Origin of the sequence: Marinobacter sp. (genome assembly GCF_046484525.1) — a bacterium.
Lineage (GTDB): Bacteria > Pseudomonadota > Gammaproteobacteria > Pseudomonadales > Oleiphilaceae > Marinobacter.
This window is the reverse complement of record NZ_JAWOIS010000089.1, coordinates 27,883-43,474: the sequence shown is the minus strand read 5'-3', so window position 1 is coordinate 43,474 and position 15,592 is coordinate 27,883. Positions and strand designations below refer to the sequence as shown.

Sequence of the window (15,592 nt, the reverse complement as noted above, 5' to 3'; positions counted from 1 at the left end):
ACGAATTGCCAAACCAACGGAGATAATAAATGAAATCAATGAAGTTTCTTGTTGCTGGGCTGATGGCCCTGATGCCGGCACTGGCTATGGCCCAGGATCCTGCAGCCCAGGGCATGGGCGTGATGGGCCAGGTGATCTTTTTCGCCGGCTTTATCCTGATTTTCTACTTCCTGATCTGGCGCCCCCAGTCCAAGCGCGCCAAGGAGCACAAGGCCCTGATGTCCGGCCTGAACAAGGGTGATGAGGTTGTCACCTCCGGTGGTGTTGCCGGCAAGATCACCAAGGTGACTGATGACTTCATCGTGATCGAAGTAGCTGACAACGTTGAAGTCAAGGTTCAGAAGGTTGCCGTTGCCGCAGCCCTGCCGAAAGGTACCCTGAAGGATATCTGATCCAGGCTTTTCGCCTTCCCAGAACCTGCCTGTCTGATTCTTTCTGGCTGACAACCAAGGCCGGCCCCAGGGCCGGCTATTAAGGGAACCCATGCTGAATAAGTATCCGCTCTGGAAAAACCTGGTTATCCTGGTCGCGCTCGTGATCGGGTTTATCTACGCTCTGCCTAACCTTTTCCCCGATGATTTCGCCATCCAGATCACCGGCGCCCGCAGCAGCACCGAAGTAAACGAGCGTGTGCTGGAACGTGCGGTTCAGGCGCTCGAATCCGAAGGCATCACGGTAAAAAGCAGTTCCCGGCAGGATCGTGATGCCCTGATTCGCCTGACCAGCTCCGATGACCAGCTCAAGGCCCGTCCCACCGTCCAGCAGGCGCTGGGTGACGAATACCTGGTGGCGCTGAACATGGCTGCGTCCACCCCGGACTGGCTGAAGGCCGTCGGTGCCGGACCCATGAAACTGGGTCTGGATTTGCGCGGTGGTGTGCACTTCCTGTTGGAGGTGGACATGGATACAGCGGTTCAGCAGCGCCTGGAAGCCTTGTCCAGCCAGATCAAGCGGGAATTGCGAGAGGAACGGATTCGTTATCGGGGCGGCGATGTGATTGCCGGCGACCGTCAGATCGTGCTGAGTTTCCGCGACGAGAAGTCTCGTGCCGAGGCCTTTGACCTGGTTCGTGGCCAGTACAATCAGTTCCTGATGGACGAGCAGAGGCAGGGCGATGAGTTCCGGTTGGTGCTGTCCCTCTCGGAAGCGGAAGTGAAGTCGATCCAGGAGTATGCCCTCGAGCAGAACCTGACCACCATCCGTAACCGTGTCAACGAACTGGGCGTGGCCGAGCCTCTGGTCCAGCGTCAGGGCACGGACCGGATCATCGTGGAGTTGCCCGGCGTTCAGGATACCGCCCAGGCCAAGCGGGTACTGGGTGCTACTGCGAACCTGGAATTCCGCCTCGAGGCAAGGCAGGACGCAGAGGCCAACGAAACGGAGCAGTACAGTTTCCGGGATAATCCCCAGCGCACTGCGCGCCTTGAGCGTGATGTGATTGCCACCGGTAACAATGTGGCCAACGCCCAGCAAGCGTTTGACGAAAATGGCCAACCCCAGGTCAACATCACCATGGATTCCGTGGGCGGTGACCTGATGAACCGGGCGACGCGCAATGCTATTGGCCGTCGGATGGCGGTGCTGTTCATCGAATACCGTACCGAAACCGAAAGCCGGATGGTGGACGGTGAGCCGACCATGGTTGAGAAGCGGGTCGTGGAGAAGGGTATTATCAGCCTTGCGACCATTCAGTCCGCGCTCGGCAGCAGTTTCCGGATTACCGGCCTGGATTCCATTCCGGAAGCTTCCGAACTGGCTCTGTTGTTGCGTGCCGGTGCCCTGGCGGCTCCCATGTACTTCGTGCAGGAGCGGACCATCGGGCCGAGCCTGGGACAGAAAAACATCGATGCCGGCGTGATATCGGTGGCGCTCGGCTTCGCCTTGGTGCTGCTGTACATGATTGTGTATTACCGCGGTTTCGGGCTGATCGCTAACGTTTCGCTGACACTCAATCTGATGTTGCTGATTGCCTGCATGTCCATCCTGTCGGCGACGCTCACCCTTCCGGGCATTGCCGGTATCGTGCTGACCGTCGGTATGGCGGTGGATGCGAACGTGCTGATCTTCGAGCGAATACGTGAAGAGCTGAAAGCTGGGGTGGCGCCACAACTGGCCATCAATGCCGGCTATTCGCGGGCGTTCGTCTCGATCTTTGATGCCAACATTACCACGCTGTTGGTCGCGGTGATCCTGTTCGCCATGGGCTCGGGCCCGGTCAAGGGCTTCGCCGTCACCCTGTGCATCGGCATTCTCACCTCGATGTTCTCCGGGCTGATGGTCAGTCGCAGCATTGTGAACCTTGTGTATGGCGGTCGGAAGATCGAAAAGCTGTCGATTGGAGGGAAGCTGGCAAATGTCTGAGCAGGAGAAGAAACCATTTGATTTCATGGGGTTCCGGAAGGCTGCTTCCGTCCTCTCAATCGCGCTGATCATTGCCTCGATTGCCTTGCTGGCGGTTCGTGGCCTGAACCTTGGCATGGACTTTACCGGGGGCACCTCCGTCGAGTTCGAATATGCGGAAGCGCCGTCCCTGGACAATATCCGTGGTCAGCTCGATGAGGCCGGCTTCGAGCAGTTTGTGGTCCAGAATTTTGGTTCTGATACCACGATCCTGATCCGCCTTGCGGAAGCAGGTAATGATGAGCTTGCCGTCGAAGTCGCTGACGCCCTTCAGAAGGGCGGTGCGCAGTTCGAGCTGATCAGCTCCGAGTTCATTGGTTCCCAGGTGGGTGAGCAGCTGAAGGAAGACAGTGGTCTGGGCCTGCTGCTGGCGCTGGCGGTCGTGCTTATCTATGTAGGTATGCGCTTTCAGTTCAAATTCGGAATCGCCTCGGTGATTCCGCTGGCCCACGATGTGATCATCGTTCTGGGTGTGTTCGCCCTGTTCCAGTGGACGTTCGATCTGACCGTGCTGGCCGCCTTGCTGGCGGTAATCGGTTATTCCCTGAACGACACTATCGTAGTCGCGGACCGTATCCGGGAGAATTTCCGCAAGATGCGCGTCGGCGATGCCTGGGACATCATCAACACCTCGATTCATCAGACTATCAGCCGGACCATCAACACTTCCGGTACCACATTGGTGGTGCTGGTTGCGCTCTACCTGTTTGGCGGTGAGGCGATCAACAACTTCGCTCTTGCCTTGATTATCGGTGTGCTGGTGGGTACCTATTCCTCCATCTATGTCTCTGCCAACCTGTTGATTGCGCTGGGCGTGTCCCGTGAGGATATGATGCTCCCGGCCAAAGAGGGTGCGGCCGGGCAGGAAGAGGATGAAGAACCGCCTGAATGGCTCAACCGGATGTAAGTCGTCCGCAGGGCACAAAAAAACCGCCACTCCCGGGAGTTGGCGGTTTTTTTATGGCTTGCCGGACCTGTTTGTCAGCGCGGCAGGCGGCCCTGGAAGGGGTGGAGTGTTTTCAGTACTTCCCGGAACAGTTTCGGGTTGGCCACGACCAGTTGACGGGCGTTACCGGTAGACGGGTTGCCGGAGAAATCACCAGTCAGTGCACCGGATTCCATGGCAAGGGTGACTCCCAGGTCCAGATCGGTCGCTTCCGGGCGGAAGATGATGGCAGCATCGAGGCTGCCCGAGGCGACTCTGGCAATATCCAGCACCACGCAGCCGGAACTGCGGAACATGGCTGAATCGTGGGCGACAACTGCAGCCATTTCACCCCAGAGCTGTGAATTCTCGCTCTTGCGGGCCTGGTCCAGCAGGTTGGTGGCAATGGCGGCCTTATCGAAATGCCTGACTTCTGAAGTCCGTACCCGCCGGCTGTTCAGGGCTGCGCCGTGACCCCGGGAGGCGGAATACTCCTCTCCGGTAATCGGGTTCACGATCAGCAGGTTTTCAGTGCGGTTGTTCCGTTTCTGGGACAGGGCCAGAACGAAATCCGGAATCCCGCGGAGGAAGTTCTCGCGGCCCAGCACCGGAAAGATGTGCCAGCTCTTCTCGCTGGTGCCGGCGCTGGCCTCATTCAACGGAGCTATCGTGTGGTCCTTGTAGGACTTCTCGAGCTGCTCCCTGAAATTGTCATAAATGGATTGCTCAACCCGATCCAGCTGGCTACGACGTTCGCTCTCGTCCTTGCCATTGGGTTCCTGTCGCTCGAAATGGGCTTTCAGGTAGTCGGACCCCTGACGCGCAACGCGCAGGGCCATTTTGATTGCTGGTTGCATCTGAGTGTTCATTATCCAGGTGTGTGGAGGCCGCGTATGATAGCAAAAGATCACCTCCCTTGTATGTTTTTTGACTCCGGAAAACCCCGGATGGGGGCTATTCCGGAGAGGTGGAAGGGTAGCGGTTCTGCTATCATGTCGCGCTTGGTTCACTATGCAGACAGAAACAGGCTTTTCGACCATGCACAAACCCGCGCTCCCTATGGATGGCCCGGACACCTATAACGACCGGATCCGCATTGTTCTGGTGGAAACCTCCCACTCGGGAAACATTGGCGCGGTTGCCCGGGCCATGAAAAACATGGGGCTGGGGAACCTGTGGCTGGTCAATCCGAAATCCTTTCCGGACGAAGCCTCCTATGCCCGCGCTGCCGGTGCCTCGGATGTGCTCGATCGTGCACAGGTTGTTGGCTCCCTGGCAGAGGCCATTGACGATTGCGTGCTGGTGATGGGCACCAGTGCCCGTGGTCGGAAGGTGCCTTGGCCGGTGATGCCACCCCCGGAAGCAGCCGAAACCGCTTCCGAGGGGGCTGCCGGAGGCAGCGTCGCACTGGTGTTCGGGCGCGAGAGCAACGGTCTGAGTAATGACGAACTGCAGCATTGCCACCACCACATTCATATCCCGTCCAACCCGGAATACAGCTCCCTGAATCTGGCCATGGCGGTACAGGTGATGTGTTACGAATTGCGGATGCTTTATCTTCGGAGCCTTGAAGGTGGCGAAGGTAGCCCATACCTCAAGCCCATGTCGGCACCGGGCGATGCCGGTTGGGATGTGTCTCCGGCTTCGGTCAGGGATGTGGAAGGATTCTTCGGACACCTGGAACAGATGCTTGTGGACGTGGAGTTTCACCGCCGTGAAAATCCGCGCCAGCTGATGACCCGCTTGCGGAGGCTTTTCCAGCGGGCCAGACTTGATCAGATGGAAGTCAACATTCTCCGTGGCATCCTGACGGCGGCCCAGAAGGCTGCCGGCAAGGCACCAAATCAACGCCAATCCACCGATGGTGAGTCATCGGCGACGGGACAGGAAGAAGGCCATGTTTGAACAACTGAGGGAAGACATTAACAGTGTTTTTCACCGGGATCCGGCGGCACGGAACACGTTCGAGGTTCTCACCAATTACCCGGGCCTGCATGCGTTGCTGTTTCACCGGTTTGCGCACTGGCTCTGGAAGCTGGGACTGAAATGGCTGGCCCGCACGGTATCAACCCTTGCCCGCTGGTTTACCGGTATCGAGATCCATCCTGGAGCAACCATCGGTCGCCGCTTCTTTATTGATCACGGCATGGGTGTGGTGATCGGTGAGACGACGGTTATCGGTGACGATGTCACCCTCTACCAGGGTGTGACCCTCGGTGGCACCAGTTGGAACAAGGGCAAGCGCCACCCGACCATTGGCAATGGTGTGGTGGTCGGGGCCGGTGCCAAAATCCTCGGGCCATTCGAGGTGGGTGAGGGGGCCAAGGTCGGCTCCAATTCGGTGGTGACCAAGGCGGTACCGGCCGGTGCCACGGTGGTCGGTATACCGGGGCGGGTGATCGTCAAGCGCAAATCCGAAGACGATGTCCGTCGCAAGGAGATGGAAGAACGTATGGGCTTCGATGCCTACGGGGTGACCGAGGAAATGCCGGACCCGGTGGCGCGGGCCATGCGTGCTCTGCTTGATCACATGCACGCGGTCGATGACCGCATCGAGAACATGTGCAAGGCCATCCGGAAGGTTAACAGTGAATACCAGAATGGCGAACTGCCGCCGCTGGATGAAGAGGACTTTGACTGTGTCCGGGATGACACGGATACGCGGGGTTGAATACTTGACTGAAATACTGGGTCAATTCATACTCGCATCTGTTAATCGAGATTCATTCCCGTCGCGGGGCCGATGCCATGAAACTGACCACCAAAGGCCGCTATGCTGTTACGGCGATGTTGGACCTGGCTCTTCACGGGGATCAGGGGCCGGTCAGTCTGGCGGATATATCAGCCCGGCAGGAAATCTCGTTATCCTACCTGGAACAGCTGTTCTCCCGTCTGCGCCGGCAGAAACTGGTTGTCAGTATCCGTGGCCCCGGTGGTGGTTACCGCCTGAGCCGTGATGCCGACCGTGTCTACATCGCCGAGGTGGTGGATGCGGTCAGTGAGTCCCTGGATACCACCCGCTGTGGTAACAAAGGTGACTGCCAGAATGGGGAGAAGTGTCTTACCCACCATCTCTGGTCTGATCTGAGCGATCAGATTCATCAGTTCCTGAGCGAAATCAGTCTCGGGGATCTGATGAAAAAGCATGAGATCCGTCAGGTTGCGGATCGTCAGAACCGTCTCCAGGACGTCAGGGATTCCGAAGCCATCAATACCGACCGTCTGACCGACCAGGCGCCGGCCTGATACAGAACGTTCTTACATACCATGAAAAAGCCCGTATATCTGGATTACGCGGCCACGACGCCCGTTGATCCCGTCGTTGCCGACGAAATGGCCAAATACCTCACGCTTGACGGTGTGTTCGGGAACCCGGCTTCCCGTTCCCATGCCTATGGCTGGCAAGCGGAGGCGGCGGTTGAAGCTGCCCGCCGGCAGGTTGCCGAACTGATTGCCGCCGATCCCAGGGAGATTGTCTGGACCTCCGGCGCCACCGAATCCGATAACCTTGCGATCAAGGGCGCGGTGGGCGATCGCAGGGGCGTCCATGTCATTACCTCGAAAATCGAGCACAAGGCGGTTATCGATACCTGCAAATGGCTCGAAGATCGGGGCGTGGAAGTGACCTGGCTGGAGCCAGATCCGGACGGTCGGATTCCGCGGGATCGGGTCATCGGGGCACTCCGGAGCAACACCGTCCTGGTCAGCCTGATGATGGTGAACAACGAACTGGGCTGCATTACCGATATCGCTGCGATTGGCAGTGAACTTCGTGAGCGGGGTGTGCTGTTCCATGTGGATGCCGCCCAGGCTGCTGGCAAGATACCCATTGACCTGAACCAGACTCCGGTGGATCTGTTGTCTTTGTCCGGGCACAAGGTATACGGCCCCAAGGGCATTGGTGCGCTCTATGTACGCCGGTCCCCGGATGTACAGATCAAGGCCCAGATGCACGGCGGAGGCCACGAGCGGGGAATGCGTTCCGGGACCTTGCCGACTCACCAGATTGTTGGCATGGGCAAGGCCTTTGCGATTGCTGTGGATGGGCTTGAAGCGGAGATGGGAAGGCTCGAATCCCTGCGTGCCACTTTCCTGAAAGGCCTGGAGAGTCTTGAAGGCGTAACCGTGAACGGCAGCGAGTCCCATCGTGTGCCGGGCCTGGCCAATCTTTCATTTGACGGAGTGGAAGCGGAGTCACTGATGCTCGGCCTGCGGGACCTGGCTGTTTCCTCTGGCTCCGCCTGTGCGTCAGCAACCATCGAGCCTTCTTTTGTGTTGCGCGGCATCGGGCTGAGCGACGAACAGGCGCACCGGGCGCTGCGGTTTTCCATGGGGCGTTTCACCACCGAGGAAGAAGTGGCCTTTGCCAGTTCGCAAATCGTTGATGTCGTTAGGCGTCTGCGCTCAGTGCGGTAGGCAGTAGCCCCCGGACTGCGTATAATCGCAGGCCAGAATTTTTAACCCGAACCATACTGGAGACTTACCATGGCAAACGAGCGCACGCTCTCTATCATCAAACCTGACGCTGTCGCCAAAAACGTGATTGGCGAAATTTACAGCCGTTTCGAAAAGGCTGGTCTGCAGATTGTTGCCGCCAAGATGATGCACCTGACCCAGGAGCAGGCTGAAGGCTTCTACGCTGAGCACAAAGAGCGTCCGTTCTTCAACGATCTGGTCGCGTTCATGACCTCCGGTCCGGTTGTGGTTCAGGTATTGGAAGGCGAAGGCGCTATCCTCAAGAACCGTGATCTGATGGGTGCCACCAATCCGAAGGAAGCTGAAGCTGGCACCATCCGCGCAGATTTCGCATCTTCTATCGATGCCAACGCCGTTCACGGCTCTGATTCCGCGGCCTCTGCCGAGCGCGAAATCGCCTATTTCTTCAATGACAACGAGATTTGCCCGCGCGGCTGATCTGGTTGTAAGGGGCAGTCTCCGGCTGCCCCGAATTGGTTATTTGATCGAGGTTATGAAATGACAGCTGCTGCCGAAAAAACCAACCTGCTGGGGCTGCCAAAGGTCAAGCTGGAGGCCTTTTTCGAATCCCTGGGCGAGAAGCGCTTCCGTGCGCAGCAGGTACTGCAGTGGATCCACCAGCGTGGCGTGGGTGACTTCGACCAAATGACCAATATGAGTAAGGCGCTCCGGGAAAAGCTCAAGGCGGTGGCTGAAGTTCGCGGGCCAGAGGTGGTCTATGACGAAAGCTCCAAAGACGGCACCCGCAAGTGGGTCATGCGCATGGATAACGGCAACAGTGTCGAGACCGTGCTGATTCCCGATGGTGAGCGGGGCACCCTGTGCGTCTCCTCCCAGATCGGTTGCAGCCTTGATTGCACCTTCTGCTCCACCGGCAAGCGGGGGTTCAATAGAAACTTGACGGCAGCGGAGATCATCGGCCAGGTATGGGTGGCCCGAAAAGCCTTCATGCCATTCGACCCCAACGCTGACCGGCCGATTACCAACGTGGTGATGATGGGCATGGGGGAGCCGCTGCTCAACTTCGACAACGTTGTTGATGCCATGAACCTGATGATGGAGGACCTGGCTTACGGTATCTCCAAGCGTCGGGTCACATTGAGCACCTCCGGTGTGGTGCCGGCGCTGGACCGTCTGGGCGAGGTTACCGATGTTTCACTGGCCATTTCGCTCCATGCCCCCAATGATGAGTTGCGTAACCAGTTGGTACCGTTGAATAAAAAGTACCCGATAGCGGAATTGCTCGCGGCAACGCGACGGTATCTCAGCCGGCTGCCGGACAAGCGCAAGGCAACCATTGAGTACACCGTGATCGAGGGGATGAATGACCAGCCGGAACATGCCCGGCAACTGGCTGTCCTGTTGAAGGGGCTGCCCTGCAAGATCAATCTGATTCCTTTCAATCCGTTCCCGGAGAGTGATTTCCGGCGTCCGAGCATGAATGCCACCCGCCGCTTCCAGGCCGTCCTCAACGAGGCTGGGTATATCGCCACCATCCGTACTACCCGGGGTGATGATATTGATGCAGCTTGTGGGCAACTCGTTGGCCGGGTCGAGGACCGTACCCGCCGCAGTCAGCGGTACATTGAGGTACAGCAGGTTAACCCCTGATTCACAAACCAGATGCGAGGACTGCAGACCAGTGGCGACTAAACCGGTGATAAGACGTATATTCCTTGTGGCTTTGATGTCGTTGGCCACAGGGCTCGCTGGATGTGTTACCACGACTGACAGCCGGTTCTCCCGGGAAGCCGATCGCCAGAAAGCTGTTGATAACTACGTAAAACTGGCCACGGCTTACATTGGCCAGGGGAACATTGACCGCGCCCGGCATCACCTCGACAGGGCACTCAAGCTGAAACCGGAATCTCCCGCGGCACTGGCCGCGATGGGCCTGATTTATAATGCCGAAGGTGAAGCGGAGCTTGCCGAATCCAGTTTCCGCAAGGCAATCAGTGCCGATGGAGACTATACCCGGGCCAGGGTTTACTATGGCGCCTTCCTATACAGCCAGGGCCGGTTCGCGGATGCCCGTGACCAGTTCCGGGCAGCATCGCGGGACACCGAATACCAGGACCGGGGCTCGGTATTTTTCAATCTCGGCATGGCCCAGGAGCGCCTGGAGGAGACGGATAATGCCGTCACGTCCTACCGCCGGGCCGTAGAGCTGTCCCGGGGAGATGCCCGACCGCTGCTTGCCTTGTCGCGGGTACTGGTGGAGCAGGGCGAATATGAAGTAGCGTCACGCTATTATAGCCGGCTTTCCACCGCCATCGCCCGGAATCCGCGCATGACGCATTCCGCGGAAAGCCTGTATACGGGCATTCGTATTGCCCGCTATTTCAATGACAGGGACCAGGAGGCGAGCCTGGCAATGTTGCTGAAGAATGAATACCCGGAGTCAGTGGAATACCAACAATATAAGGTACTGATTTCTAATGGCCAGTGATGAAAATCCCCAACTAGTGGTAGGTGATCCTGTCGGGCAGCAACTCAAGCGCGCCCGGGAAAAACTTGGACTTGGTGCCGACGACATAGCCCGCGCGCAACACCTGAGGCCCGCGATTATTCAGGCCATCGAGAACAGTGAACACACCCGGATTGACAGCGAGCTGTTCCTCAAAGGCTATGTCCGGGCCTACGCAAGCCATGTGGGGCTCGACCCCGACAGCCTGATCATCGATCTCGATCGCGAACTGGAACCGCTTCGAATCGAGCGGGAAAAACAGCATGAGGCCAACCCCCTGGTCGACATCGAGCGCCGTCGGCGCCAGAAACGCCGCATTGCCAAGATGCTGCTCCTTATCGTAGCTATTGTTCTGGCGGGCTTTCTCGCTTACCGCTTCATCCTGCAGAATGACACTGCGCCAACTGGCACTGAGGCTCCGGAGCAAGCTTCGGAAATTCAGCCTGAATCGGATGTGGCAGAGGCTGATTCCCCGTCCGGGTCCGGTACTCAGATGACAGAGGATGTTGTTGAACGTGGGTCGGTTGAAGAGGAATCTGCTGCACCAGAGACTGAGAGCGTTGCCGGTGATGCTGTCGGAGAAGAGGCTACCGACCCCTTGGCTGGGGAAGTGGCCGTGGAGGAACCGGCACAGGAACCGGCTGTCGAACAGCCGGTTCCTGTTGTTGAGGAGCCGAAACCGCTGGTAGAGAATCCTGAAGAGCCGGTATTGGTTGCGAATACCGCCCGGCTCCAGATGACCTTCACCGCAGATTGTTGGGTGCAGGTAAGTGATGCAGACGGCAACCGCCTGGTCGCATCCCTTCAACGCCGGGGTGACAGAATAGATGTGTCAGGGGACGCGCCGCTCCGGATTGTTATCGGAGCTGTGGACGCCGTAGGTTCCGTACGATTCCAGGGCGAGCCGGTCAACCTTGGTGACTTCCGGGTTGCCAACAACCGAACCGAATTCACACTGTCCCTCTGACAGGTACAATCGATACTATTATTGGTCAGTCAGACATGAAGCACGAATCCCCGATCAAGAGACGTAAATCCCGCCAGATCATGGTTGGAAATGTACCGGTGGGTGGTGATGCGCCGATAGCGGTACAAAGCATGACCAACTCCAACACTTGCGATGTGGACGCCACCGTGGCTCAGATCCGCGCCCTGGAAGAGGCCGGTGCGGACATCGTCCGGGTCTCGGTGCCCTCCATGGAAGCGGCCGAGGCTTTTGGCAAGATCCGTGAGCAGGTGTCGGTTCCCCTGGTGTCCGACATTCACTTCGACTACAAAATCGCGCTGCGTGTTGCCGAGTTGGGTGTGGACTGCTTGCGTATCAATCCGGGCAACATCGGTCGCGAGGATCGTGTGAACGCGGTGATCAGTGCCGCCAAGGACCGGAACATTCCAATCCGGATCGGCGTCAACGCTGGATCCCTGGAAAAGAGCCTTCAGCGTAAATATGGCGAGCCTACTGCCGATGCACTGGTTGAATCCGCCATGCGCCATATCGAGATCCTGGATCGCCATGATTTCCAGGATTTCAAGGTCAGTCTCAAGGCCTCCGAAGTGTTCATGACCGTCGATGCCTACCGGAAAATCGCCAGCCAGATCGAGCAGCCGTTGCACCTTGGCATCACCGAAGCCGGTGGTTTCCGTTCGGGCACGGTCAAGTCCTCCATCGGTCTGGGCATGCTGCTGATGGACGGTATTGGCGACACCATCCGGGTGTCTCTGGCAGCTGACCCGGTTCAGGAGATCAAGGTTGGTTTCGATATTCTCAAGAGTCTTCGCCTGCGCAGCCGCGGCATCAATTTCATTGCCTGCCCGAGTTGCTCCCGTCAGAACTTTGATGTGATCCAGACCATGAACGATCTGGAGGCCCGGCTGGAGGACGTCAACACCTCCCTGGACGTCGCTATTATCGGTTGTATCGTCAACGGTCCGGGGGAAGCCAAGGAAGCTGACATCGGCCTGACTGGTGGCAGCCCCAAGAACCTGTTCTATATGGGCGGCAAGCCGAACCAGAAACTGGATAATGCCACCTTGACCGATGACCTGGAACGCTTGATCCGGGAAGAAGTGGCACGCAGGAAAGAGCAGGAAGAGGCCATCATCGCCCGGTCAGACGACTGACCAGTTTCACGTTCACCGTTAACCATCAGAAACAGTTAAGGGTTTCACTTGGCTAAAATTCAGGCAATTCGCGGGATGAACGATATCCTGCCGGAACAGACGCCGGTATGGCAGTTTGTGGAAGCGACCGTGCGGAAGGTTCTCCGACAGTATGGCTACCAGGAAATCCGGATGCCGATCGTCGAGCAGACAGACCTGTTCAAGCGCTCCATCGGTGAAGTCACCGACATTGTCGAGAAAGAGATGTATACCTTCGAGGATCGGAACGGCGACAGCCTTACCCTGCGACCCGAGGGCACTGCCGGTTGTGTGCGCGCGGCGGAGGAACATGGTCTGCTGTTCAACCAGACCCGGCGCCTGTGGTACACGGGCCCGATGTTCCGGCATGAACGGCCTCAGAAAGGTCGCTACCGCCAGTTCCATCAGATCGGGGTAGAGTGCTTTGGTATCAGCGGCCCGGACATCGATGCCGAATTGCTGATCCTGACCGCCCGCCTGTGGCAGGCGCTGGGACTCTCCGGCCATACCCGGCTGGAAATCAATTCCATCGGCACCTCCGAATCACGGAAAACCTACCGCTCCGCACTGGTGGATTACCTGAGCCAGTACAAGTCGGAACTGGATGCAGACAGCCAGCGCCGGCTGGGCACCAATCCGCTGCGCATCCTGGACAGCAAGGATGCCGGTACCCGAAAGATTCTCGAGAATGCGCCGAGCCTGGACGATTACCTGGACGATGAATCCCGGGCCCATTTCGGGCGCCTGCGGGAGTTACTGGATGCGGCAGGGATTGAATACACGATTAATCCGGCCTTGGTACGGGGGCTCGACTATTACGGAAAGACCGTTTTCGAGTGGATTACCGACAGTCTTGGGGCTCAGGGTACAGTCTGCGCCGGTGGCCGCTACGACGGGCTGGTGGAACAGCTGGGCGGCAAGCCCACATTTGCCGTCGGTTTCGCCATGGGGATAGAGCGCCTCATCCTGTTGCTGGAAACCCTGGACCTGATCCCGGATCATGTGAACAGCAACGCGGATGTCTACGTGACGGCCATGGGCGAGGGTTCCGTGGCCCCGGCCCTGGCACTGGCGGAACAGCTTCGCAACGAACTCCCGGACTATGTGGTAGTCACCCATTGTGGCGGCGGCAGTTTCAAGAGCCAGATGAAGAAAGCGGACAAGAGCGGGGCCCGTTATGCCGTTATTCTCGGCGAGAATGAAGTGGCCGGAGGTAGCGCCGGCCTGAAGCCGCTGCGCTCTGACGAGTCGCAAAGGGAAGTTCTGCAGGCAGAGCTGGCTCAGGCACTGGCGGACGTACTTTCAAACTGAAACCAACGTTATAAAAGCAATAATTTCCAACAGGAGTCATCATGGCTGAACTGCGCACCGAAGAAGAACAGGTCCAGGCGATCAAGGATTGGTGGAAGAGAAACGGCAGCTCCCTGCTGATTGGTATCGGTGCCGCACTAGCCATCGTGTTTGGCTGGCAAGCCTGGCAGAACCATCAGGCACAGCAGCGGACTGAAGCGGCAAACCAGTTTGCCAATCTGCTGAACGCATTCAGCAATCAGGCGGACGAGACTTCCGATGAGACGGTGGCCTTTGTGGCGGGAAAGCTGCGGGAAGACTACGCCGACAGTGCCTACGCGGTCTATGGCAACCTGATCCTTGCCCGGCAACAGCTGATGGAGCAGGGCGATGCCGAAGGGGCCGTCGAGTCACTCAAGTGGGCCCTGGAAAAGGCCAAGGATCACGCCGCACTGACACTGGTGGTGCAGAATCGTCTGGCCCGCGCCCAGTTTGCTGCCGGCCAGCATGACGCGGCTCTGGCCACGATCGACAGTGTCAGCAATGCGGGAACCTTTGCGCCCATCTTTTCGGAACTGAAGGGTGACATCCTGCTGGCCCAGGGGGACCGGGAAGCGGCCAAAGAATCCTACCTGGCCGCTCGTGAACAGAGCTCCCGGAGCCGTAGCGGAATTCTTGAACTGAAGCTGTCTGACCTCGGTGTCAGGGAGGACGCCTGATGTCGGGCCTTCGTGTCAGTAGCCCGACATCGCTTCTGTTGGCAGGAGTGTTTGCCTTGGTGGGACTTAGCGGATGCGGCACCACAGACACCTTTGAGCAACCCGCTCCGGTTCCGGAGATTGATCCGGCAGTAAAATTCAAGCAGGTCTGGAGCATGTCCGTAGGTGACGGTCATGATGGTGACTTCCTTTACCTGGCACCGCTGAATGCTGGCGATACCCTGTACGCAGCATCCGCGGATGGAGAGCTGGTTGCGGTAGGCGCTGAAACCGGCGAAGTGTTCTGGGAGCGGGAACTAGAGGACCGGATCTTCGCGGGCATCGGTGGCGATGCGAACCACTTGTACCTGGTGACCAGGGAAGCCGATTTGCTCGCGCTTTCCCCTGACGGCGGCGAAGAGCAATGGCGGGTGCCACTGCCGACAGAAGTCCTGGCGGCGCCCCAATCGAATGGAACCATAGTGGTCACCCAGACTACCGACGGGCGTGTGTTGGCGTTTGACGCTAGTGACGGAACCAGGCTCTGGCAGTATGAAGGCCAGGTCCCCGTACTTTCGATGCGGGCCGCGGCGGCTCCACTGGTGGGCGGCGATATCGTTATTGCTTCCTTTGCCAATGGCAAATTGATTGCGCTGTCTGGCGATTCCGGGCGTCCCCTCTGGCAGTATGAGGTCGGCCTGCCCCAGGGCCGCACCGAACTTGAGCGTCTGGTGGATATTGGCGGCCAGCCTCTGGTTCTGGATTCCGCGCTGATGGTGGTGGGTTACCAGGGCAAGCTCGCTCTCCTGGATATCCGGACCGGCCAGGAAATCTGGAGCAAGAAGGCATCCAGCCTTTACGCACCGATGATTGGCAATGGTTCGATTTATCTTGTTTCGGCCAACGGGGACATTGTCGCCCTGCGGGGTTCCGATCGCAGGGAACTGTGGGTGCAGGACCGCCTGTCCTGGCGCCAGCTGACCCAGCCGATGGTATCGGGAGATTACCTGGTGGTGGGTGACTATGAGGGTTACCTTCATGCCATATCCCAGGAAGACGGCAGTCTGCAGGGTCAGCTTGAATTCGACGATGAGGGTATCCGCGTACCGGCACAACGCCTGAGCAATGGTAGTCTGGTCGTTTTTGGCAACAGCGGTCGCCTGATGAATTTCGAACTCAGGCCAGTAGAGTAACGCA

16 protein-coding genes are annotated in these 15,592 nt (G+C 58.3%); 15 read left to right on the top strand and 1 reads right to left on the bottom strand.

All coding sequences use genetic code 11. The annotated features are described in order from the left end of the window. The first annotated feature begins 29 nt into the window (after window positions 1-29). The 3 genes from yajC (at window position 30) to secF (ending at window position 3,307) form a co-directional block, all read left to right on the top strand. Entirely contained in the window at window positions 30-392 is a 363-nt protein-coding gene (gene yajC, locus R6W86_RS17850; RefSeq protein ID WP_410330692.1) for a preprotein translocase subunit YajC, read from the top strand. 91 nt (window positions 393-483) lie between these two features. After that, window positions 484-2,361 carry a protein translocase subunit SecD gene (gene secD, locus R6W86_RS17845; RefSeq protein ID WP_410330691.1) on the top strand — a complete coding sequence of 626 codons (1,878 nt, stop codon included), beginning with the start codon at window positions 484-486 and terminating at the stop codon, window positions 2,359-2,361. Further along, window positions 2,354-3,307 carry a protein translocase subunit SecF gene (gene secF, locus R6W86_RS17840; protein ID WP_410330690.1) on the top strand — a complete coding sequence of 318 codons (954 nt, stop codon included), beginning with the start codon at window positions 2,354-2,356 and terminating at the stop codon, window positions 3,305-3,307. The genes secD and secF overlap by 8 nt, the downstream gene beginning before the upstream one ends. Before the next feature lie 74 nt (window positions 3,308-3,381). On the opposite strand, the gene R6W86_RS17835 is transcribed toward secF, so the two are convergent. Next, window positions 3,382-4,182, bottom strand: coding sequence for an inositol monophosphatase family protein (locus R6W86_RS17835; protein WP_410330689.1), 801 nt, complete (start codon window positions 4,180-4,182; stop codon window positions 3,382-3,384). A gap of 181 nt (window positions 4,183-4,363) precedes the next feature. On the opposite strand from R6W86_RS17835, the gene trmJ reads away from it, so the two are divergent. The 12 genes from trmJ (at window position 4,364) to bamB (ending at window position 15,588) form a co-directional block, all read left to right on the top strand. Then, on the top strand, window positions 4,364-5,230 hold the full coding sequence (trmJ, locus tag R6W86_RS17830) for a tRNA (cytosine(32)/uridine(32)-2'-O)-methyltransferase TrmJ (RefSeq protein WP_410330688.1): 867 nt from the start codon (window positions 4,364-4,366) through the stop codon (window positions 5,228-5,230). Next, window positions 5,223-5,996, top strand: a complete 774-nt coding sequence (cysE, locus tag R6W86_RS17825; protein WP_410330687.1) for a serine O-acetyltransferase — start codon at window positions 5,223-5,225, stop codon at window positions 5,994-5,996. The genes trmJ and cysE overlap by 8 nt, the downstream gene beginning before the upstream one ends. A gap of 77 nt (window positions 5,997-6,073) precedes the next feature. After that, window positions 6,074-6,571: a Fe-S cluster assembly transcriptional regulator IscR gene (iscR, locus tag R6W86_RS17820; RefSeq protein ID WP_410330686.1), complete on the top strand. Its 498-nt coding sequence runs from the start codon at window positions 6,074-6,076 to the stop codon at window positions 6,569-6,571. Between the two features lie 21 nt (window positions 6,572-6,592). Continuing rightward, window positions 6,593-7,741 (top strand): IscS subfamily cysteine desulfurase, encoded by a 1,149-nt coding sequence (locus R6W86_RS17815; protein WP_410330685.1) that lies wholly within the window; start codon window positions 6,593-6,595, stop codon window positions 7,739-7,741. Window positions 7,742-7,810: 69 nt separating this feature from the next. Then, window positions 7,811-8,239 carry a nucleoside-diphosphate kinase gene (ndk, locus tag R6W86_RS17810; RefSeq protein ID WP_092002506.1) on the top strand — a complete coding sequence of 143 codons (429 nt, stop codon included), beginning with the start codon at window positions 7,811-7,813 and terminating at the stop codon, window positions 8,237-8,239. A gap of 60 nt (window positions 8,240-8,299) precedes the next feature. After that, window positions 8,300-9,412 (top strand): 23S rRNA (adenine(2503)-C(2))-methyltransferase RlmN, encoded by a 1,113-nt coding sequence (gene rlmN, locus R6W86_RS17805; RefSeq protein ID WP_410330684.1) that lies wholly within the window; start codon window positions 8,300-8,302, stop codon window positions 9,410-9,412. Window positions 9,413-9,488: 76 nt separating this feature from the next. Further along, a complete protein-coding gene (gene pilW / locus R6W86_RS17800) occupies window positions 9,489-10,250 on the top strand; it encodes a type IV pilus biogenesis/stability protein PilW (RefSeq protein WP_410330683.1) in 762 nt (253 codons plus the stop codon). After that, on the top strand, window positions 10,240-11,235 hold the full coding sequence (locus tag R6W86_RS17795) for a RodZ domain-containing protein (protein WP_410330682.1): 996 nt from the start codon (window positions 10,240-10,242) through the stop codon (window positions 11,233-11,235). The genes pilW and R6W86_RS17795 overlap by 11 nt, the downstream gene beginning before the upstream one ends. A 35-nt stretch (window positions 11,236-11,270) precedes the next feature. Continuing rightward, complete coding sequence (gene ispG / locus R6W86_RS17790; protein ID WP_410330681.1) at window positions 11,271-12,389, top strand: flavodoxin-dependent (E)-4-hydroxy-3-methylbut-2-enyl-diphosphate synthase; 1,119 nt, start codon at window positions 11,271-11,273, stop codon at window positions 12,387-12,389. 48 nt (window positions 12,390-12,437) lie between these two features. Beyond that, complete coding sequence (hisS, locus tag R6W86_RS17785) at window positions 12,438-13,718, top strand: histidine--tRNA ligase (protein ID WP_410330680.1); 1,281 nt, start codon at window positions 12,438-12,440, stop codon at window positions 13,716-13,718. A 41-nt stretch (window positions 13,719-13,759) separates the two neighbouring features. Further along, complete coding sequence (locus tag R6W86_RS17780; protein WP_410330679.1) at window positions 13,760-14,416, top strand: YfgM family protein; 657 nt, start codon at window positions 13,760-13,762, stop codon at window positions 14,414-14,416. Then, complete coding sequence (bamB, locus tag R6W86_RS17775) at window positions 14,416-15,588, top strand: outer membrane protein assembly factor BamB (RefSeq protein WP_410330678.1); 1,173 nt, start codon at window positions 14,416-14,418, stop codon at window positions 15,586-15,588. Before R6W86_RS17780 ends, bamB begins: the two co-directional genes overlap by 1 nt. The last annotated feature ends 4 nt before the right edge of the window (window positions 15,589-15,592 follow it).

Coding starts and splice junctions, on each gene's coding strand:
- iscR (WP_410330686.1), top strand. CDS start 6,074: ATGAAACTGACCACCAAAGGCCGCTATGCTGTTACGGCGATGTTGGAC.
- secF (WP_410330690.1), top strand. CDS start 2,354: ATGTCTGAGCAGGAGAAGAAACCATTTGATTTCATGGGGTTCCGGAAG.
- R6W86_RS17780 (WP_410330679.1), top strand. CDS start 13,760: ATGGCTGAACTGCGCACCGAAGAAGAACAGGTCCAGGCGATCAAGGAT.
- secD (WP_410330691.1), top strand. CDS start 484: ATGCTGAATAAGTATCCGCTCTGGAAAAACCTGGTTATCCTGGTCGCG.
- yajC (WP_410330692.1), top strand. CDS start 30: ATGAAATCAATGAAGTTTCTTGTTGCTGGGCTGATGGCCCTGATGCCG.
- R6W86_RS17815 (WP_410330685.1), top strand. CDS start 6,593: ATGAAAAAGCCCGTATATCTGGATTACGCGGCCACGACGCCCGTTGAT.
- bamB (WP_410330678.1), top strand. CDS start 14,416: ATGTCGGGCCTTCGTGTCAGTAGCCCGACATCGCTTCTGTTGGCAGGA.
- trmJ (WP_410330688.1), top strand. CDS start 4,364: ATGCACAAACCCGCGCTCCCTATGGATGGCCCGGACACCTATAACGAC.
- R6W86_RS17835 (WP_410330689.1), bottom strand. CDS start 4,182: ATGCAACCAGCAATCAAAATGGCCCTGCGCGTTGCGCGTCAGGGGTCC.
- ispG (WP_410330681.1), top strand. CDS start 11,271: ATGAAGCACGAATCCCCGATCAAGAGACGTAAATCCCGCCAGATCATG.
- pilW (WP_410330683.1), top strand. CDS start 9,489: ATGTCGTTGGCCACAGGGCTCGCTGGATGTGTTACCACGACTGACAGC.
- cysE (WP_410330687.1), top strand. CDS start 5,223: ATGTTTGAACAACTGAGGGAAGACATTAACAGTGTTTTTCACCGGGAT.
- rlmN (WP_410330684.1), top strand. CDS start 8,300: ATGACAGCTGCTGCCGAAAAAACCAACCTGCTGGGGCTGCCAAAGGTC.
- ndk (WP_092002506.1), top strand. CDS start 7,811: ATGGCAAACGAGCGCACGCTCTCTATCATCAAACCTGACGCTGTCGCC.
- R6W86_RS17795 (WP_410330682.1), top strand. CDS start 10,240: ATGGCCAGTGATGAAAATCCCCAACTAGTGGTAGGTGATCCTGTCGGG.